The organism is Bacillus sp. FSL M8-0025 (genome assembly GCF_037975475.1).
In the GTDB taxonomy this organism is placed as follows: Bacteria; Bacillota; Bacilli; order Bacillales; family Bacillaceae; genus Bacillus; species Bacillus subtilis.
This window is the reverse complement of the sequence record NZ_CP150258.1, coordinates 3825296-3845383: the sequence shown is the minus strand read 5'-3', so window position 1 is coordinate 3845383 and position 20088 is coordinate 3825296. Positions and strand designations below refer to the sequence as shown.

Annotated in this window: 20 protein-coding genes; 14 read left to right on the top strand and 6 right to left on the bottom strand. The window is 47.5% G+C overall.

The genetic code is table 11. The annotated features are described in order from the left end of the window. The first annotated feature begins 89 nt into the window (after nucleotides 1-89). Nucleotides 90-929: a polysaccharide deacetylase family protein gene (locus tag MKX38_RS19855; RefSeq protein ID WP_339188119.1), complete on the top strand. Its 840-nt coding sequence runs from the start codon at nucleotides 90-92 to the stop codon at nucleotides 927-929. Between the two features lie 13 nt (nucleotides 930-942). On the opposite strand, the gene MKX38_RS19850 is transcribed toward MKX38_RS19855, so the two are convergent. The 3 genes from MKX38_RS19850 to cimH form a co-directional block, all read right to left on the bottom strand. Then, nucleotides 943-1140 carry a hypothetical protein gene (locus MKX38_RS19850; RefSeq protein WP_021480969.1) on the bottom strand — a complete coding sequence of 66 codons (198 nt, stop codon included), beginning with the start codon at nucleotides 1138-1140 and terminating at the stop codon, nucleotides 943-945. Nucleotides 1141-1197: 57 nt separating this feature from the next. Continuing rightward, entirely contained in the window at nucleotides 1198-2886 is a 1689-nt protein-coding gene (locus MKX38_RS19845) for a M56 family metallopeptidase (RefSeq protein WP_212060185.1), read from the bottom strand. A gap of 121 nt (nucleotides 2887-3007) precedes the next feature. Then, nucleotides 3008-4360 carry a citrate/malate transporter CimH gene (gene cimH / locus MKX38_RS19840; RefSeq protein WP_003227271.1) on the bottom strand — a complete coding sequence of 451 codons (1353 nt, stop codon included), beginning with the start codon at nucleotides 4358-4360 and terminating at the stop codon, nucleotides 3008-3010. Nucleotides 4361-4914: 554 nt separating this feature from the next. On the opposite strand from cimH, the gene cydA reads away from it, so the two are divergent. The 5 genes from cydA (at nucleotide 4915) to MKX38_RS19815 (ending at nucleotide 11664) form a co-directional block, all read left to right on the top strand. Then, nucleotides 4915-6321 (top strand): cytochrome ubiquinol oxidase subunit I, encoded by a 1407-nt coding sequence (gene cydA / locus MKX38_RS19835; RefSeq protein WP_003243795.1) that lies wholly within the window; start codon nucleotides 4915-4917, stop codon nucleotides 6319-6321. Continuing rightward, complete coding sequence (cydB, locus tag MKX38_RS19830) at nucleotides 6305-7321, top strand: cytochrome d ubiquinol oxidase subunit II (protein ID WP_046381444.1); 1017 nt, start codon at nucleotides 6305-6307, stop codon at nucleotides 7319-7321. Before cydA ends, cydB begins: the two co-directional genes overlap by 17 nt. After that, entirely contained in the window at nucleotides 7321-9024 is a 1704-nt protein-coding gene (gene cydD, locus MKX38_RS19825; protein WP_339188117.1) for a thiol reductant ABC exporter subunit CydD, read from the top strand. Before cydB ends, cydD begins: the two co-directional genes overlap by 1 nt. Then, a complete protein-coding gene (gene cydC, locus MKX38_RS19820) occupies nucleotides 9021-10748 on the top strand; it encodes a thiol reductant ABC exporter subunit CydC (protein WP_339188115.1) in 1728 nt (575 codons plus the stop codon). The genes cydD and cydC overlap by 4 nt, the downstream gene beginning before the upstream one ends. An 85-nt stretch (nucleotides 10749-10833) precedes the next feature. Further along, on the top strand, nucleotides 10834-11664 hold the full coding sequence (locus tag MKX38_RS19815; RefSeq protein WP_124059430.1) for an NAD(P)H-hydrate dehydratase: 831 nt from the start codon (nucleotides 10834-10836) through the stop codon (nucleotides 11662-11664). A 14-nt stretch (nucleotides 11665-11678) separates the two neighbouring features. On the opposite strand, the gene MKX38_RS19810 is transcribed toward MKX38_RS19815, so the two are convergent. Next, complete coding sequence (locus MKX38_RS19810; protein ID WP_003244111.1) at nucleotides 11679-13052, bottom strand: cytosine permease; 1374 nt, start codon at nucleotides 13050-13052, stop codon at nucleotides 11679-11681. A 211-nt stretch (nucleotides 13053-13263) separates the two neighbouring features. On the opposite strand from MKX38_RS19810, the gene sigY reads away from it, so the two are divergent. Genes sigY through MKX38_RS19780 form a run of 6 tightly spaced genes read left to right on the top strand, consistent with a single transcriptional unit; the run spans nucleotide 13264 to nucleotide 16168 of the window. Next, the gene (gene sigY, locus MKX38_RS19805) at nucleotides 13264-13800 is read left to right on the top strand and encodes an RNA polymerase sigma factor SigY (RefSeq protein WP_015250905.1); all 537 of its coding nucleotides are present in this window, start codon (nucleotides 13264-13266) and stop codon (nucleotides 13798-13800) included. Beyond that, a complete protein-coding gene (locus tag MKX38_RS19800) occupies nucleotides 13793-14113 on the top strand; it encodes a YxlC family protein (protein WP_003227289.1) in 321 nt (106 codons plus the stop codon). The genes sigY and MKX38_RS19800 overlap by 8 nt, the downstream gene beginning before the upstream one ends. Beyond that, nucleotides 14110-14316, top strand: a complete 207-nt coding sequence (gene yxlD, locus MKX38_RS19795) for a sigma Y negative regulator YxlD (protein ID WP_003242917.1) — start codon at nucleotides 14110-14112, stop codon at nucleotides 14314-14316. The genes MKX38_RS19800 and yxlD overlap by 4 nt, the downstream gene beginning before the upstream one ends. Then, nucleotides 14313-14501, top strand: a complete 189-nt coding sequence (gene yxlE, locus MKX38_RS19790; protein ID WP_003227293.1) for a sigma Y negative regulator YxlE — start codon at nucleotides 14313-14315, stop codon at nucleotides 14499-14501. The genes yxlD and yxlE overlap by 4 nt, the downstream gene beginning before the upstream one ends. 6 nt (nucleotides 14502-14507) lie before the next feature. Beyond that, entirely contained in the window at nucleotides 14508-15395 is an 888-nt protein-coding gene (locus MKX38_RS19785; protein ID WP_212128856.1) for an ABC transporter ATP-binding protein, read from the top strand. Next, nucleotides 15392-16168: an ABC transporter permease subunit gene (locus tag MKX38_RS19780; RefSeq protein ID WP_032722726.1), complete on the top strand. Its 777-nt coding sequence runs from the start codon at nucleotides 15392-15394 to the stop codon at nucleotides 16166-16168. Before MKX38_RS19785 ends, MKX38_RS19780 begins: the two co-directional genes overlap by 4 nt. Here the strand turns inward: MKX38_RS19780 and MKX38_RS19775 are convergent. Together MKX38_RS19775 and katX are read right to left on the bottom strand one after the other, a co-directional pair. Then, entirely contained in the window at nucleotides 16165-17367 is a 1203-nt protein-coding gene (locus MKX38_RS19775) for an MFS transporter (protein WP_033882879.1), read from the bottom strand. The genes MKX38_RS19780 and MKX38_RS19775 overlap by 4 nt on opposite strands. Before the next feature lie 103 nt (nucleotides 17368-17470). Beyond that, on the bottom strand, nucleotides 17471-19114 hold the full coding sequence (gene katX, locus MKX38_RS19770) for a catalase KatX (RefSeq protein WP_339188113.1): 1644 nt from the start codon (nucleotides 19112-19114) through the stop codon (nucleotides 17471-17473). A gap of 128 nt (nucleotides 19115-19242) precedes the next feature. On the opposite strand from katX, the gene MKX38_RS19765 reads away from it, so the two are divergent. Next, on the top strand, nucleotides 19243-19833 hold the full coding sequence (locus MKX38_RS19765; protein ID WP_339188111.1) for a DNA-3-methyladenine glycosylase: 591 nt from the start codon (nucleotides 19243-19245) through the stop codon (nucleotides 19831-19833). 28 nt (nucleotides 19834-19861) lie between these two features. Continuing rightward, nucleotides 19862-20020: a hypothetical protein gene (locus MKX38_RS19760; RefSeq protein ID WP_009968374.1), complete on the top strand. Its 159-nt coding sequence runs from the start codon at nucleotides 19862-19864 to the stop codon at nucleotides 20018-20020. Nucleotides 20021-20088: the final 68 nt, after the last annotated feature.

Here is a 20088-nt window from a genome sequence, read left to right as displayed (position 1 = left end):
GACATGGGATGTCCGGTTTTTTGCTATTGAAAATCTCAGAATCAAACCGATGAAAAAGGAGGAAGAAATAGACAGAAAGCAGGAGAACGATGAAACGATTGTTTTTAAGCATCTTTCTTTTGGGCAGCTGTTTGGTTCTTGCGGCTTGCGCTGATCAAGAGGCGAATGCAGAGCAGCCGATGCCAAAAGCGGAACAAAAGAAACCGGAAAAAAAGGCAGTACAAGTTCAGAAAAAAGAAGACGATACATCCGCATGGATCAAAACAGAGAAACCGGCAAAGCTGCCGATTTTGATGTACCACAGCATTTCTTCAGGAAACAGCCTCCGTGTGCCAAAGAAAGAATTCGAGGCGCATATGAAGTGGCTTCATGTTAACGGCTATCAGACATTAACGCCGAAAGAGGCATATCTCATGCTGACGCAGGATAAAAAACCGAGTGAGAAGTGCGTGCTGATCACATTTGATGACGGGTACACCGACAATTATCAAGATGCGTATCCGGTGCTGAAAAAGTACGGGATGAAGGCAACGATTTTTATGATCGGCAAATCGATCGGACATAAGCACCATCTGACAGAGGAACAAATGAAGGAAATGGCACAGCACGGCATATCGATTGAAAGCCATACGATTGACCACCTTGAACTGAACGGATTAACGCCTCAACAGCAGCAAAGTGAGATGGCTGATTCGAAAAAGCTGTTTGACAACATGTTTCATCAGCAAACCACCATCATCAGCTATCCGGTAGGGCGCTACAATGAGGAGACGCTGAAGGCAGCTGAAAAAACAGGCTATCAAATGGGCGTGACGACAGAACCGGGCGCGGCTTCGAGAGACCAGGGAATGTATGCCCTCCATCGTGTGCGCGTGTCCCCAGGCATGTCGGGCTCGGCTTTTGGTGCGTACATCGAATCAATGAAATAAAAAAAGGCGGCGTTTAATCGCCGCCCCCTCCGCCGCCACAGCCGGAATCGCTGAAACCTCCGTCACTGCTGCATCCATCATGGTATGAGCCGTTGTCTGAATAACCGAAATACCCGCTGTCCGCCTGCTGGCGGCTTTTATTATCCGATGACTGCGGCTGAATGACTGAAAGAAAAACAATAATAGCTATTATCAATAAGATCACTATCACTTCTGGTCACTCCCTTTTTTCACCATATCTGTTATACGGATGAAACGCTGACCGGTTTCATTTCAAAGTGATTGATTCTTTCAGGCGGTCTCTGAGCCAGCGCTTTAGCACCCCACGTCCTTTGTTTGACAATAAAGTGCCGACACGCCAATACATAGGGGGATGAGGAGCGAACTGAAAATCAATCAATCTGAAAAACCAGCTTTTATCACGGGTGAGAGAGTCAATTTGAAGCTCGTCTTCACCTATTTTAGAGCTGTAGGCACTTTGTTTCTGTATGTCCTCATCCTGCCGAACCGCCAAGATTTTCAAGGCTTCAGCCATTTGTTTGTAACCGCCCTCCAGCAATGATGCGCCAAGATTGTCAGCACGCACCTCCATCCATTGTGAACAAAAGGATTGATAGAGCTGGAATAGGATAATGATTGCCATAATGAAAGCCCAAAGCACAATTTTGTGGGCCTCGGGATGGGTGATATGCTGCTCAAACAAGAGGAAAATCCCAACGACAGCTCCAAGAAATAGAAAACGCAAAAGCTGTGATGACAGAACGTCACGTTTTTTGATATGAATTGCCTCATGGGCCAGAATGCCTTCAATGACACGCTGTGGAAGTGTTAGTGTGGCGCTTGTCAGGATGACCATTGACCTCCCGACATTCATGCCTACTGCCATTCCGTTGTAATCATCACTCTCCGTTTCGTATATGCGGACATGGGAAATGCCGGCCGATCGGAAAATCTTATCGGCCGCTGCCTGTACATGCGGATGATGACAAGGCTTGGCGTCCATCGCCGCCCGCAACACACGGTCTGACATATACATGTTGAATACCCAATACAGGATTACGGCAACAGCCATGACCCATGGAGAGGCGTGTAATGCGTATAACGCGAGCACCAATAAGGCGTAAGCGGATACCCCTTTTACGCTGGCGGCAAAATAAAGCTTACCGAGCAGCCGCTTCACATTTTTTCGATGATAAAACGGCAAAACAGAAATCACATTGTCCACATTGTTTTTTGCATCTGTGTATTCCTGAAGAATTGTTTTCCATTTTTGCGGTTCCTTCACCGTCAGAAACAGTGTTTCGCCGGGAAGAGACAGTTTAATGACTTGCTGAAAGCTTGTTGTCAAATCTAAACGTGATGAATACATCGTCAGAAGCGGATGGAGCTTTAAGAGATCAGCTGTTGATTCAAGCTGAATGTCCTTCAAATCGGAAAGCGGGTATGTACGGGTTTCATAGTGTGAGCTGATATGCAATTTTTCTAAGGCTGCTGAATAAAAAACCTTTACGCTGAAAACATTCAGTATACGCTTCACCAGTGCCCCTCCGCCGGAGATCATGCCGAGAAGGATCACATATTTGAGAGGGCTTGGGTCAGGTCCATAGATGAAAAAAATAACAGCCCCTGCAAACACAATGGCGGTCAGCGTAATGTCTGACAGGAGACGTGTTTTGTTTCTGGCCAGCTCGATTTCCTGCCAGTCTCCCGAAGGTTTTTCCACACGCTCTGAAACAATGAGATCCATTGCGGTCCAATAGCAGTAGAACATTGTCGCGAGTGAGACAATGCCGTCCATGAATGAGAGATGAGAGAAGATGTAAACTGCAGCGCCGACCCATAGAACAATATCAATCCAGAAGTCTATGGCCGGAATGAGTTTTGCAGCTAGGGCTGATATCAAATAAAATCCCAGCCCGAGAAGCATAAAGAGAAATAGATGAGTTCCCATAGGCATGCCAGATTCCTTTCTATCTAGTATTTCCAACTATTACTATAGCATGGGATGGGAACTTGCAAAAATATGGACATGCAAAAAAGCAAGCTCTTTCGTTTGACGAAGAACTTGCTTGCGGGGATCAATAAAACTGGTGCAGCAGCAATAAGGTTAAGGATACTGTGATCGCTCCCCCGATGCGGGTAGATACCTGGGCGAACGGCATCAACTCAAGCCTTTCAGCGGCGCTTAAAATGGCAACGTCACCCGTACCGCCTTGTCCAGAATGGCACGCATTGATAATGGCGGTTTCAATCGGATACATGTTCAGCCATTTTCCAGTGAAGAAGCCAACGGCCATCATGGTCACAACGACAGACAGAATCGTAATAATATTACTGAGGTTAAAAGCGGCGACAAGCTTGTCCCACGGCGTCATGGATACCCCAATCGCAAAGAGAAGCGGGTAGGTCACAGCTGTTGAAAAGAAGCGGGACACTCCAAACGCGCCATTTTCAATTGAGGCAGGCACCAATCTGAACAGCTTGATTAGAACAGCCAGTAACAGCATGGCAACGGGTGCCGGAAAACCGAAAAAATCGTGAGCGAGCATGCCGACTAAGTATAAAGAAACAGCAAGGATACCGCCTGACGCAAATAAAGAAAGGTTGAACATTTGTTGTCCGCTTTGTGATTCCTCCAGCGCAGGGGACTCTTCTTCGGAGCGGTCCACTTTGCCGTTGCCTGTCCATTCCGGTTTTTTCTTTCCGATTCGGTTCAGCAATCCCGCTAGAATAATCGCGCACAAGCTGCCCAGCATAATCGATGGCAGAACAAGTGCAAACGCTTCCCCTTGAGAAATGGGCATGATGTCAGAATATCCGATGGACAGCGGGATAGCGCCTTCTCCGACTCCTCCAGCCATGATCGGAATGACAATGTACAGCAGGGTATGCTGAAATCCGAGTCCGAGCAATGTCCCGACAGCCAGTCCGACAATAGCGGCTGTGACAGAACCGACAATAAGCGGAATAAAGATTTTCATGAATGCTTTTACGAGTGTTTCTCTTTTCATGCCGAGGATGCTTCCAACGACAATGCCGGCGATAAACAAATATAGAAAGTTTGAGTTTTCTGTAAATTCTGTGGTGGATTTGACGATATCATTAGGCAGCAGGTGATAGTACACGACAGCGGACGGAATAAAAGTAGCTAGGATGGCCGGGCCGCCGATAGAACGAACAATCGGTATCGATTTGCCGATTTGGGCAAAGGTAAACCCGAAAAACGCCATGACGGCAATCGATGTCAAAATGTCACTTTTTACATCGTGATGCATAACAAAAACAGTGATTAATATAAACAGCAAGGCATACACAGGAAGCGGTATGATGCCTACTTTTATATTCATGGCTTTTGCAAACCAATTCTCTTTTCGAACCCCTTCGTGAATTGTATCCGTTTGCAATTGCATGTGTGTTTGAAGCTCTCCCATTGAAAAACCTCCCCTATTCTTGATGCAGTGAAATTGTTCACTATGTTAAGTATACTAAAAAATTGAAATTATTAATATATTAAAAATTTACTATTCAACTTTCCTCCTCTTGCCGGTTCAAATGAAAAGAGGCATCCTGCCTAAAATCTGTTTATGACGGAGTGCTGAGAAACGAGTGCTGGTGCAGGGCAAGCATTTTGTTCGCAAGGAACGATGTGTTGATGTACGATAATAAAGGGTCATTTATCCTAGCAGCCGACATAAATAAGCAACAAAATAGACAAAAATCCGTCACATAGTGCGGGACTTTTTAGGTATTTTAGGCTTTATTTTTGAAATGAATCGTTGTAAAGTACTTAATATGAACCAGTCAGAGATTGTGTCATTTGGTCAGTCTGGCAATCTTGCATCATATTGGATGACTTTTTGACACATTTGTGAAATATTGAGCAATATTTTTTTCGTCTATTTTGTGAATTACTGATCAAAGTCTCGGTTCTATTTGTGAAGTAGTGAGCAAATTAACAGTTTTAACCGGAAATGGAGGAGAAAGCATGAGTGAATTGGTATTAGCCCGCATACAATTTGCATCAACAACGTTGTTTCACTTCTTGTTTGTGCCGATGTCTATCGGGCTTGTGTTTATGGTTGCGTTGATGGAGACTCTTTATCTTGTAAAGAAAAATGAGCTGTATCTCAAAATGGCAAAGTTTTGGGGACACTTATTCTTAATAAATTTCGCAGTCGGTGTTGTAACAGGGATTTTGCAAGAATTCCAGTTTGGACTGAACTGGTCTGATTACTCCCGTTTTGTCGGAGATGTATTTGGTGCGCCGCTTGCGATTGAAGCATTATTGGCGTTTTTCATGGAGTCTATTTTTATCGGATTATGGATTTTTGGCTGGGACCGCCTGCCGAAGAAAATTCACGCTCTCTGCATATGGCTCGTATCATTCGGAACGATCATGTCATCTTTCTGGATTTTAACAGCAAACTCCTTTATGCAGGAGCCGGTCGGCTTTACGATCAAAAACGGCCGCGCGGAAATGAATGATTTTGGCGCGTTGATTACAAACCCTCAGCTTTGGGTTGAATTCCCGCACGTCATTTTCGGTGCGCTTGCCACTGGAGCTTTCTTTATTGCCGGAGTGAGTGCTTTTAAACTGCTGAAGAAAAAAGAAGTGCCGTTCTTTAAGCAATCTTTTAAACTCGCAATGATCGTCGGCCTTTGTGCCGGTCTTGGCGTCGGCCTTAGCGGACACATGCAGGCTGAGCACTTGATGGAATCACAGCCGATGAAAATGGCTGCCAGTGAAGGCCTATGGGAAGACAGCGGTGACCCTGCTGCTTGGACCGCTTTTGCGACGATCGATACAAAAAATGAAAAAAGCTCAAACGAAATCAAAGTTCCTTATGCCTTGAGCTACTTGGCTTATCAGAAATTCAGCGGAAGTGTCAAAGGGATGAAAACCCTTCAGGCTGAGTACGAAAAAATATACGGAAAAGGCGACTACATTCCGCCAGTGAAAACGACATTCTGGAGCTTCCGCATCATGGTAGGAGCAGGTGTTGTCATGATTCTTGCTGCGTTAGGCGGCCTTTGGTTAAACCGCCGCAAAAAGCTTGAAAACAGCAAATGGTATTTGCGCATCATGATTGCTTTGATTTCCTTCCCGTTTCTTGCGAACTCCGCGGGCTGGATTATGACAGAAATCGGGCGTCAGCCTTGGACGGTCATGGGCTTAATGACAACCGCTCAATCTGTGTCGCCTAACGTAACTGCGGGCTCCCTGTTATTCTCAATCATCGCATTCGGTGTGATGTACATGATTCTTGGTGCACTGCTTGTCTTCTTGTTTATCCGTGAGATTAAAAAAGGTGCGGAGCATGATAATCATCATGATGTGCCTGTATCAACAGATCCATTTAGTCAGGAGGTATACCATGGCATCTCTTCATGATCTTTGGTTTATACTCGTTGCTGTATTGTTTGTAGGATTCTTCTTTTTGGAGGGCTTTGATTTCGGGGTCGGCATGGCGACCCGTTTTCTTGGCCATAATGAATTAGAACGCAGAGTGCTGATCAACACGATCGGGCCGTTCTGGGACGCGAATGAAGTGTGGCTTTTGACTGGCGCAGGCGCCATTTTCGCGGCATTCCCAAACTGGTATGCAACGATGCTGAGCGGTTATTACATTCCGTTTGTCATAGTGCTGCTTGCGTTAATGGGCCGCGGGGTCGCGTTTGAGTTCCGCGGCAAGGTGGATCATTTAAAATGGGTAAAGGTTTGGGACTGGGTCGTTTTCTTCGGCAGTCTGATTCCTCCGTTTGTGCTTGGTGTGCTGTTCACGACATTATTCCGCGGGATGCCGATTGATGCCGACATGAACATTCACGCACATGTATCTGATTATATCAATGTATATTCTATACTTGGCGGTGTGACGGTAACACTTCTTTGCTTCCAGCATGGATTAATGTTTATCACGCTGCGTACGATTGGTGATTTGCAAAACCGCGCCCGGAAAATGGCGCAAAAGATAATGGGTGTTGTTTTTGTAGCGGTTCTTGCCTTCGCGGCCCTTTCTGCGTATCAGACAGACATGTTTACACGCCGCGGCGAGATTACCATTCCGCTCACTGTTTTGATTGTCATCTGCTTTATGCTCGCGGCTGTATTTATTCGTAAGAAAAAAGACGGCTGGACATTTGGGATGACAGGCGCTGGTCTGGCGCTGACCGTGGGAATGATCTTTATTTCCCTATTCCCTCGTGTAATGGTCAGCTCGCTTCATAGCGCATACGATTTAACAGTAGCTAACGCTTCTTCCGGAGATTATTCGCTTAAAGTCATGTCAATTGCAGCATTAACGCTATTGCCGTTCGTCATCGGCAGCCAGATCTGGAGCTATTATGTCTTCCGGAAGCGCGTCAGCCATAAGGAGCCTATGACTTATTAATGGGAAAAGACCTGTTTCGATATAAAGGAATGAAGCGGATTCTCACCTTGATTACTTGTTTAACGATGATTCAGACAGCCGCCATTATTATGCAGGCAGAGTGGCTGAGTGAGGCCGTAACCGGACTGTTCAACGGGAAGGGCATTACCTCCCTTTTTCCGATGATCGGCTTTTTCCTCATCGCTTTTATCGCCCGGCACGGGGTGACGGTGGCGCGACAGAAAATCGTCTATCAATACGCCGCCCGGACAGGAGCAGATTTGAGGAAAAGTTTTCTTGATCAGCTGTTCCGATTAGGCCCCCGCTTTGCAAAGAAAGAGGGGACGGGGCAAATGGTGACGCTGGCGATGGAAGGCATCAGCCAGTTCCGCCGCTACCTGGAGCTGTTTCTGCCGAAAATGGTCAGCATGGCGATTGTGCCTGCGGCGGTTGTCATTTATGTGTTTTTTCAGGATCGCACATCAGCCATCATTTTAGTGGCGGCTATGCCGATTCTGATCATCTTTATGATTCTCCTCGGCCTTGTCGCGCAGAGAAAAGCGGATCGTCAGTGGAAATCCTATCAGAGACTTTCCAATCATTTTGTTGATTCTCTTCGCGGGCTGGAGACATTGCGTTTCTTAGGTTTGAGCAAGTCACACAGCAAAAATATTTTCTATGTGAGTGAGCGGTATCGCAAGGCAACGATGAGCACACTCCGGGTGGCGTTTTTGTCATCATTCGCCCTCGATTTTTTCACGATGCTGTCGGTGGCGACAGTCGCAGTATTTCTGGGCCTGCGCCTCATTGACGGCGATATTTTGCTTGGCCCTGCTTTAACGGCGCTTATTCTGGCGCCTGAGTATTTTTTGCCGGTGCGGGAAGTGGGGAATGATTATCATGCAACGCTGAACGGCCAGGAAGCAGGAAAAACCATTCAAAAGATTTTGTCACAGCCTGGTTTTAAAGAAGAGACACCGCTTCAGCTTGAGGCTTGGTCCGATCAGGATGAACTGAAGCTGTCAGGCGTATCAGTCGGCCGTTCGGTGTCTGATATTGATCTCTCATTCAAGGGCAAGAAAAAAATTGGCATTATCGGTGCAAGCGGAGCCGGAAAATCAACATTAATTGATATTCTCGGCGGATTTTTAGAGCCGGATGGCGGAATGATTGAGGTTAATGGTACAAGCCGGTCCCATTTGCAGGACGGCAGCTGGCAGAAGAACCTTCTGTACATCCCCCAGCATCCGTACATTTTTGATGATAAGCTTGGGAACAACATTCGCTTCTACCATCCAAGCGCTTCGGCAGAGGATACAGCCCGTGCTGCTGCCTCAGCGGGACTGACGGAGCTGGTGGATAGCCTTCCTGACGGATTAGAGGGGCGGATCGGGGAAGGCGGCCGGGCGCTCAGCGGCGGCCAGGCACAGCGTGTCGCGCTGGCCCGCGCCTTTTTGGGAAACCGTCCGATCCTGCTGCTGGATGAGCCGACCGCCCATCTTGATATCGAAACAGAATATGAAATAAAAGAAACGATGCTGGATTTATTTGAGGATAAGCTCGTTTTTCTCGCGACTCACCGCCTTCACTGGATGCTCGATATGGACGAAATTATCGTGCTGGACGGGGGCAGGGTTGCGGAAGTCGGGACTCACAATGAACTGCTGGAGAAAAACGGTGTGTATACCAAACTCGTGAAGGCACAACTGGGGGAAAGAGCATGAAGAAAGAAGAATGGATTTTGCCGTATATCAAGCAAAATGCCCGCCTGTTCGTTCTGGTTATCTTTTTGGGTGCGGTGACGATTTTTTCTGCTGCTTTCCTCATGTTCACCTCAGGGTTCTTGATTTCTAAAGCGGCGACAAGGCCGGAAAACATTCTGCTTATTTATGTGCCGATTGTCGCAGTGCGCACCTTTGGGATTGCGCGCTCTGTGTCGCGATATGTGGAACGGCTCGTCGGGCATCACATCATTTTGAAAATCGTATCCGACATGCGCGTCCGCCTTTACAATATGCTTGAGCCGGGTGCTTTGATGCTGCGTTCCCGTTTTCGCACGGGGGATATGCTCGGCATTTTGTCTGAGGATATTGAGCATTTGCAGGATGCATTCTTAAAAACGATTTTTCCTGCGATCTCAGCCTTGCTCCTGTATGCTGTCTCAGTGATAGCGCTCGGCTTCTTCTCTTGGCCGTTTGCCATATTGCTTGCGCTTTATTTGTTTGTTCTTGTTGTATTGTTTCCGGTTGTGTCTTTGCTCGTGACGAGAGCGAAGAATGCGAGGCTGAAAAGCGGACGGAATGTGCTGTACAGCCGTCTGACAGATGCCGTGATGGGTGTCAGCGACTGGATGTTCAGCGGACGCCGGCATGCTTTTATTGATGCTTATGAAAAAGAGGAACATGATTGGTTTGAGCTTGAACGGAAAAAACAACGTTTTACGAGATGGCGGGACTTTGCTGCGCAATGCCTTGTCGCCGGCCTTATTTTGCTGATGCTGTTTTGGACAGCGGGACAGCAAGCGGACGGAGAGCTCGCTAAAACGATGATTGCCGCTTTTGTGCTAGTGGTGTTTCCGTTGACGGAAGCCTTTTTGCCGCTTTCGGATGCCTTAGGCGAAGTGCCGGGCTATCAGGATTCTATCAGACGCATGAACAAGGTGGCTCCTCAGCTGGAGGCGTCACAAACTGAATCAGGGGATCAAATGCTCGATCTTCAAGATGTCACCTTGGTCTTTCGTGATGTGACGTTTTCTTATGACAACAGCAGCCAAGTGCTGCACAACTTTTCCTTTACGCTGCGCCAAGGAGAAAAAATGGCGCTGCTCGGCCGAAGCGGCTCTGGGAAATCAACATCGCTTGCATTAATCGAAGGCGCCTTGAAACCGGACTCCGGTTCTGTGACGTTAAACGGAGTGGAGACAGCGCTGTTAAAGGATCAGATTGCGGATGCGGTGGCCGTGTTAAATCAAAAACCGCACCTGTTTGATACAAGTATTTTGAACAACATCAGGCTCGGAAACGGAGAAGCAAGCGACGAGGATGTGCGCCGCGCCGCAAAGCAGGTCAAGCTGCATGACTACATTGAGTCATTGCCTGACGGATATCATACCTCTGTACAAGAAACCGGCATCCGTTTTTCCGGTGGAGAGCGCCAGCGGATCGCACTTGCGAGGATTTTGCTGCAGGATACACCGATCATCATCCTCGATGAGCCAACAGTCGGCCTCGATCCTATTACCGAACGTGAATTGATGGAAACGGTGTTTGAGGTGCTGAAAGGAAAAACGATTTTATGGATTACCCACCATCTCGCGGGAGTGGAAGCGGCTGATAAAATCGTATTTCTCGAAAACGGCAAAACAGAAATGGAAGGAACCCATGAGGAGCTTCTGGCGGCAAACGAACGGTACAGCCGCCTGTATCACCTTGATGTTCCTGTAAAATAGAAGACAGCCCTAAAAGGCTGTCTTTTTTGTTTGAAAAAGAAAAGGGACAGGAAAAATAGGAAAAGAAAGCAGAGGAGGGATAGAGATGAATGTTCCATATTGGACGGAAGAGCATGTAAGGGCCACGCTTCCTGAAAGAGATGCGGAGAGCCATAAAGGCACGTACGGTACGGCTTTGCTGCTGGCTGGAAGTGACGACATGCCGGGGGCAGCGCTGCTTGCAGGGCTTGGGGCCATGCGGAGCGGTCTCGGCAAGCTTGTCATCGGTACATCAGAAAGCGTAATCCCGCTAATTGTTCCTGTTTTGCCCGAGGCGACCTATTGGCGTGACGGCTGGAAAAAGGCGGCGGATGCTCAGCTTGAAGAGACGTACCGGGCCATTGCCATCGGACCGGGCCTTCCGCAAACGGAAAGCGTACAGCAGGCAGTCGATCATGTGCTTGCGGCTGATTGTCCTGTTATTTTGGATGCCGGAGCGCTGGCGAAGCGCACATATCCGAAACGGGAGGCCCCCGTCATCCTCACGCCGCACCCGGGCGAGTTTTCCCGAATGACAGGGGTGCCCGTGAACGAATTGCAGAAAAAAAGAGCGGAATATGCAAAGGAATGGGCGGCTCAGCTACAGACTGTCATTGTGTTAAAAGGAAACCAAACCGTCATCGCGTTTCCTGATGGAGACTGCTGGCTCAATCCAACCGGAAACGGGGCGCTCGCCAAGGGCGGAACCGGTGACACGCTGACGGGCATGATATTGGGGATGCTCTGCTGCCATGAAGATCCAAAGCACGCCATATTAAACGCGGTCTATTTGCATGGTGCGTGCGCCGAGCTCTGGACGGACGAGCACTCCGCTCATACGTTGCTCGCTCATGAGCTATCTGACATCCTGCCCCGCGTGTGGAAACGATTTGAATGATAAAAAAGCTGTCTTCAGAGAGAAGACAGCTTTTCTTGATACCCCGCCCGTTTTTTCAGACGCGGTTTCATTAATACATAGTAAAGCACAGAAGGCACGGCCAAGCCGATAATCCATGCGATGTCTCCGCCGCCAAACATTTTGGCAAGCGGTCCGATGTAAAAGCTTGTGTTGATAAACGGAATTTCCAGCAAGATAGACAGAACGAACGCAATTGTGGTGATCCAATTGACCTTTCCATAAGGCCCGTTTACGTCGAACATGGCTTTGACTTGATACTTTCCGTGGCGGACGAAGTAGTAATCGACTAAATTGATTGCCGTCCACGGAATTAAGAAATAACTGATGAAAAAGATAAAATTCAAAAACAGCTCCATAAAATTGCTCTGTCCCAGTAGGCTTAAGACTGTGCCGACAAGCGTGACACCCAGGATCATGATGATTCTGACTTTGGGCGTGACTTTTAATTTCAGAAACGGCTCCAGCGTTGTTGTCGTGGACATGAAGGCCCCATACAGATTAAAAACATTGATTGCCATTTGCCCAAATAACACAATGATCAGCATAATAAACGAGAAGGGACCGAACAATTGGACAATCTGGCTGCCTGAGTTTGCCGTAAAGTCAGGAAGTGAGGTTGTCAGCAATGCGCCGAGCAGCATCATCCAGATGGAGCTGACAGATGTACCTGCATAGCTGTACCAAAATGTTTTTGAAGCCGGTGTTTTAACTGGCAGATATCTTGAATAATCGGCAACATACGGCGCGTAGGCAAGCTGCCACGTCGCAACTGCGCTGACTGCCACCAAGAAAATTGGCAGATCAATCGCTCCGGGAATCCAGCTGCCTGCTGGAATCGGCAATTGAAAAATGAGAATCGTTGCAGCAAAAAATACAGCAAAAGAGGTCCAAGAAAGGATTTTTTGCATTTTGTGAATCAAATCATGGCCGAAAATGGTGAGTAAAAAACATACGGCGCTTAAGCCTATAATGCTCCATGATCCCGGGATGGGAACAAAGCTGCTTAAGGTTCCGGCCGCCAGAATCGTGCTGCTTGCGAAGAAACCAAGGTAGATAAACATGACTAAGAAGAGGGGAAGAATCGCTCCGATTACGCCGAATTGGGCACGGCTTTGAATCATTTGCGGGATGCCTAGCTGAGGGCCTTGCGCGGAATGAGACGCCATAAATATGGCACCGATTAAGGTTCCGCAAATAATAGCGGCAACACTCCAAAACAGATTAAGTCCCATTGCAACGGGAATCGTGCCGGTCACTAACGTGGTGATATGCATATTAGCCCCGAACCATACGGGAAATAAATCTTTCGCTTTACCATGTCTTTCTTCATTCGGAATATATTCAATCGTTCGCCTTTCTACTTTCAATGCATCGTCCTCCATATTGGATGTTTTTTTGAAATCGACATAAAGTCATAGCTTAACAGACTATAAGAGGGTTTACAAATAAGGATATGCAGCCAAACGGCTGGGAAGCCTGATCTGTCAATGGCTGAAAAGAATTGTAAAAAAGATGAACGCTTTTGAATCCGGTGTCGTCTCATAAGGCAGAAAAACAAAAAAGGGGGGATCACGGTCATTGGATACACATGAAGAACAGCGGCTGATCCAGCAGGCGAAAGAGGGAAACGACGAGGCGTTTACAGCCCTTTTCCACTATCACTATTCTTTCTTATATAAATACTTGTTAAAGCTTTCCCTTCACCCCGATCTCAGCGAGGAACTTGTTCAGGAAACCTTTCTGAAAGGGTACATCCATTTAAGAAGCTTTCAGGGCCGTTCAAAATTCTCCACATGGCTGATCTCCATTGCATCGCGGCTCTATCTCGATCACCAGAAAAAGAGAAAGAGAGAATGGAAACGGAATCAGACAGTTACGGAGGAAACAATCCGCAAGATCAAGTGGGACGTGTCGGCGAAAGGGGCAGAGTGGAGCGAAACGCTCGATCTGTTTTCAAAGCTGGACCCTAAACTGCGCACACCGGTTTTATTAAGGCATTACTACGGCTATACCTACGCTGAAATCGGGGTGATGCTTCAAATCAAAGAAGGCACTGTAAAGTCCAGAGTTCATAAAGGGCTCCAGCAAATCAGAAAGGAGTGGGATGATGAATAAAGAAAAGCTTTCTGATCATTTAAAGTCAGAATGGAAAAAAATTGATCAAACAGCCAATCCCTCTATACCGAATCAAAAAGAACTGCTTCACCAGCTGTCACAAATGAAAGCTGAATACAGAAAAAAACTTCTTCAAGAGATCATTTTATTTGTATTCTGCGCGCTGATGGTTGTGAGTGCTGCAATCTTAGCTTTCACTCAAGCTCCTGCTGTGTTTATTGTGCTTCAGGTTTGTGTGCTTGCGGTGCTGCCGATTTTGATTGCGGCTGAGAAAAAAAGGCATCTCGGCGAATGCGAGGTGAAACGCGGATGACACAAACAGAAATTATCATAACGGTTGCGGCTTGTCTCATCGTATTGGCGCAGGGAATCTTTTTATTTATTGATGCGAAAAAACGTAATCACATGGCATGGGTTTGGGGGATTGTCGGATTGATTCAAGCACCGATGCCTCTGATTTGTTATTACTTTTTTGTCATTAGGCCGGATCGGAAGAAAAGGGGGATCAAGCAATGAATATTTCTTGGGAAATGATTTTGCCGCTGATTGTATTACAGCTGGCTTTGGCGGTGTTTGCCCTTATCAGCTGTATAAAAGAAGAGCGGACGAACGGGCCAAAGTGGATGTGGGCTGCAATCATCGTATGTATCAATATTATCGGGCCGATTTTATTTTTCACCGTCGGCAGAAAGCAAAGGTAAGCCGATATGCTGTCTATTGAATCATTATGCAAATCGTACAGGCATCATGAAGCTGTAAAGAATATCAGTTTTCACGTGAATGAAAACGAGTGTGTCGCGCTATTAGGTCCCAATGGAGCCGGCAAAACCACGACTCTGCAAATGCTGGCCGGTCTGCTTTCGCCAACCTCCGGAAACATTAAGCTGTTAGGAGAAAAAAAGCCGGATCGGCGTTTGATTGGGTACCTCCCGCAGTATCCAGCTTTTTATTCCTGGATGACCGCAAATGAATTTTTGACATTTGCGGGGAGACTGTCCGGCCTTTCGAAGAGAAAATGCCAAGAGGAAATCGGCGAGATGCTGGAATTTGTGGGTTTGCATGAAGCGGAGCACAAAAGGATCGGGGGCTATTCAGGAGGAATGAAACAAAGACTCGGTCTGGCACAGGCACTGCTCCATAAACCGAAGTTTTTGATATTGGATGAACCGGTGTCTGCACTTGATCCGACAGGACGGTTCGAGGTGCTGGACATGATGCGTGAGCTGAAAAAGCATATGGCCGTTCTGTTTTCTACACATGTTTTGCACGATGCAGAGCAGGTGTGTGATCAAGTGGTGATTATGAAAAACGGTGAAATTTCATGGAAAGGCGAGTTACAGGAGCTGAAACAACAGCAGCAAACGAACGTTTTTACCCTTTCAGTGAAAGAGAAGCTGGAAGGCTGGCTTGAAGAGAAGCCTTACGTCTCAGCTATTGTCTATAAGAATCCGTCCCAAGCTGTTTTCGAGCTGCCTGATATACACGCTGGCCGGTCATTATTAAGTGACTGTATCCGAAAGGGATTGACCGTCACCCGATTTGAACAGAAAACGGAGTCTCTAGAAGACGTCTATCTAAAGGTGGTGCACGCATGAAGGTGATGATGGCGCTTTTGCAGAAGGAGTGGCTGGAAGGATGGAAAAGCGGCAAGCTGATTTGGCTGCCGATTGCGATGATGATCGTCGGGCTGACACAGCCGCTGACCATTTATTATATGCCGGAAATCATCGCACATGGAGGGAACCTTCCTGACGGCATGAAAATCAGTTTTACGATGCCCTCCGGGTCTGAAGTGATGGTCAGCACGCTTTCTCAATTCAACACGCTTGGCATGGCTCTGGTCATCTTTAGCGTGATGGGCAGTGTAGCCAATGAAAGAAATCAAGGGGTAACAGCGCTGATTATGTCGCGGCCTGTGACGGCAGCCCATTATATCGTGAGTAAATGGCTCATCCAAAGCGTGATCGGCATTATGTCGTTTGCAGTTGGATACGGGCTTGCTTATTATTACGTTCGGCTGCTGTTTGAGGACGCATTATTCAGCCGCTTTGCCGCAAGCCTTGGCCTTTACGCTCTTTGGGTGATATTTATTGTGACCGCCGGCCTTGCCGGAAGTACGATATTCCGGTCTGTCGGAGCAGCTGCGGCTTGCGGGATCGGGCTCACAGCAGCTGTTTCCTTTGCTGTTTCACTATTTCCAGATGGTGCGAAGTGGCTTCCGGCCGAGATTTGCAAGCAGGCGGAGCATATCCTTCTTCATGGAGAGCGGGCAGATTTTTTCGGATGGTCACTCACTTTCTCCATTCTGTGCATCATGCTTCTGGCCGTGTTTTCTGTGTGGCGCTTCCGGCGGTATGAAAGCTATTAATTGATCATGTTACGTTTTTGCGCGAGCATCACAAAAAAGGCGGCAAATGCCAGAGACCCGGCTCCATAAAAAACTCCCGCAAGCCCGACAAGCTGTGCGATTTTTCCGGCAAGAAGGGGCCCGAGGAAGATGCCTAGCGCATAAAATGATTGATAAAACCCCATCACTGACATTTTTAAACGGGCAGAACTGATTTCGACGACATGGCTTAGCAGCAGAGGAAAAACGAAGCCGAGCGCCAGCCCGATACAGGCGTGTGTGATGCAAACCGTGAACAATGCAGCTGAAAAAGGAACATATAGCAAACAGACCCCGGTGACAGCGAAACTAATGAGCATCACGGAGTAAGCGATAAGGCTTGTAAAGCGCAGAAACACAAAGCTTAATGTGGCGGCTGCGTGTGGGAGGAAAAAGGCGCTCATCACCCAAAGCAGCTCCGCGTCGCCCATTCCGAGCTGATCCATGTAAAGCGGCGTAAAACCAAACACTGTCATAAATAATACGGCATGGGCCGTCATAGACAGGATGGTGAAAAGCTTCAGCTTTGGCAGCCGCAATGTATCTTTGATGTACTGATTGACACGAATGGTGCCACGGTTTGCGGGAGGAGCAGACGGATCCTTAATAAAGCAGCAGATCACCAGACCTGCGGCAGAAGCTGCCAGCGCCATCCAAAAAGGAACCTGCCTCCCTAAATGGGCTGCGGCGAGCCCGCAGAACACAATGCTGGCAAACTGAGGCATGACGGTAAAAAACTGCATGATGCCCATTGCTTTTGATGCATTGCCATTGTTGAAATAATGTGCGTATAAAATGGTCGCCATCACCCACATAGAAGCAGTGATTCCCGCGAACAGCCGGGCGGCCAGCACGAAGAAGAAAGAATCAAACATCAGAAAAAGCAGGCTGCTGAAGACGGAAAAGCCGAACCCGGCAATTAACAATTGCTTGCGCAAGGAAAACAGGATGTCTGACAAAAGGCCGAGCGGGAATCGCAGAAGGATTTGCGTGACCCCGTAGCTGCCGAGAATGATGCCGATTGCGCCATATGAAAAGTGCAGATCCTCCAAATACAGGCTGAATACAGGAACGTAAATATAGCCTGAAAACCAGAAACAAAATACCATGCATAAAAAAACGGCGTGATCTAAAGCGCCGATTGTTTTTTTCTGAGGAATCAAGTCCTGCTGTAATTCCATCGTATCTCTCCACCCCTTTCCTTCCAGTACAACACAATTGTTGAAAGCGTTTCAATAGAAAAATAAAAAAACAGGGCTTCAAAAAAAGCCCTGTTCGCTTTTGTTAATACGGATCAGATGGATGGCTCTCCTGTTCAGCCTGCTTTGCAGCCTGTTCCGTTTCAGTTGTGCCGATCGGCCCGTTGCTGTTGTTTTCGGAAACCTTTTTTAGCCCTTCTGCTACGCGTTTTCCGTAGTCAGGATCAGCTTTTGTGAAATTCTCAATCATTTGATCCTGAATTTCTTTTCGGCACGTAGAAAGCGTATTCACCAAATTCGTAATCAATTCGTTCCGCTCAAATTCAGTAAATCTCCGGTACGTTTCTCCAGCCTGTCCGAAGTTGTTTGTTCTGTCAATCGCTTCACGCTTTACATCACCTTCGACATGCGGCGTATGGTCTTTTCCGTCCTGCTTCGCTTCCTTCAGCCCGCCCATAATGGATGGCTCATAGTTGACGTGCGGGTTTTGTCCTTCTGCTCTATCGACCCGATATTGCATTTGCCCGCCTTCCTGGTTGGTAGCGACATGCTTTTTCGGCGAGTTGATCGGAAGCTGCAGGTAATTTGCGCCTACACGGTAGCGCTGCGTATCAGAATAAGCAAACGTACGCCCCTGGAGCAATTTGTCGTCTGAAAAATCAAGCCCGTCGACAAGCACTCCCGTTCCAAATGAAGCTTGCTCCACTTCCGCATGGTAGTTTTCCGGATTTTTGTTCAGAACCAATTTGCCGATCGGTTTCCATGGGAAATCGTCTTTATACCACAGTTTTGTCGGATCAAGAGGATCAAAGTCCAGTTCAGGATGCTCATCATCACTCATGATTTGAGCATACACTTCCCACTCTGGATAATCGCCATTTTCAATCGCGTCATATAAATCCTGTGTGGCATGGTTAAAGTTTTTCCCTTGAATCTCTTCTGCTTCCTTCTGTGTCAGGTTGCGGATGCCCTGCTTCGGTTCAAAATGGTATTTCACGAGAACGGCCTTGCCCTCCTCATTCACCCATTTATAGGCATGTACGCCTGAACCCTGCATTTGCCGGTAGTTGGCCGGAATGCCCCAAGGCGAAAACAAGAAGGTGATCATGTGTGTCGCTTCAGGAGATTGAGAAATGAAATCGAAGATACGTTCACCATCCTGGATGTTGGTCACTGGATCAGGCTGAAATGCGTGTACAAGATCCGGAAATTTCAGCGGGTCGCGGATAAAAAAGATTTTCAGGTTGTTTCCGACCAAATCCCAGTTTCCGTCTTCTGTATATAGCTTTACAGCAAAACCGCGCGGGTCTCTCAATGTTTCAGGCGAGTGTTTTCCATGATTCACAGTTGAAAAACGGACAAATGCCGGTGTTTTCTTGCCTTTTTCCTGAAAGAGCTTGGCCCTTGTGTATGTTGAAATCGGTTTGTCTCCGAAGCTTCCGTACGCTTCAAAATATCCATGTGCACCTGCTCCCCTGGCATGAACAACCCGCTCTGGGATGCGTTCCCGGTCGAAGTGGCTGATCTTTTCGAGAAAATCATAGTTCTCAAGTGTTGTAGGCCCTCTATTCCCGACGGTTCTCACATTCTGGTTATCAGTAACAGGATGCCCCTGCCTATTCGTTAAGGTATCCTCTGACTCGTTTTTCCCGGATGTCTTATGAGAAAGCGCTTCCTCGCTCCCTTGGGCATTTGATTGGTGCTGCTTGTTTTGATGATCATCTTTCAATGGTTGGCCCTCCTTTTTTGAACGGTAACAATATTCCCTGAATGGAAAGATTTTAAAACAGCCGTTTTTTTTGATCTGCTTCGGGAATGGTACAATGTACAAAAATCGGTAAAAGGAGAGGTCGATTCGTGACGAGAGAAAAAAATCCGCTGCCCATCACGTTTTATCAAAAAACCGCTCTTGAGCTTGCCCCATCGCTTCTGGGCTGCCTTCTTGTAAAAGAAACAGACGAAGGTATAGCCTCAGGCTATATTGTGGAAACAGAGGCCTATATGGGGGCTGGAGACAGAGCGGCCCACAGCTTTAACAACCGCCGGACGAAGCGGACTGAGATCATGTTTGCAGAAGCTGGGCGGGTATATACATACGTGATGCACACCCATACATTGCTGAATGTCGTTGCCGCGGAAGAGGATGTCCCGCAAGCAGTATTAATCAGGGCGATTGAGCCACATGAAGGCCAGCTGTTAATGGAGGAGAGAAGGCCGGGCAGGAGTCCGAGGGAATGGACAAACGGACCAGGAAAGCTGACGAAAGCGCTTGGCGTCACGATGAATGACTACGGACGCTGGATCACGGAACAGCCGCTTTACATCGAAAGCGGGTACACACCGGAAGCAATTTCAACCGGCCCGCGCATCGGCATTGACAACAGCGGGGAGGCACGCGATTATCCATGGGGTTTCTGGGTGACGGGAAACAGGTACGTGTCGCGTTAGCATGTTTAAGGAAGAGGCAATCAGGGGAATGGTTGAGAAAAAAGAAGGGAGAATCGGAGCTTTGAAAAAGATGATCAAAACCGTTATCAAATGGGCGCCGGTCATTTACCCGATTGTTCGAAAAATCATGAAGGACCGCAAGGCGTCTAAACAAAAGAATATGTCCGCATCTAGAACAGCCGGCTGATCCCGGCTGTTTTTTTATAGGTCAGTTTTCCCTCTAGTCCTCCGGATGTTCATTGACTTGCCATTCTC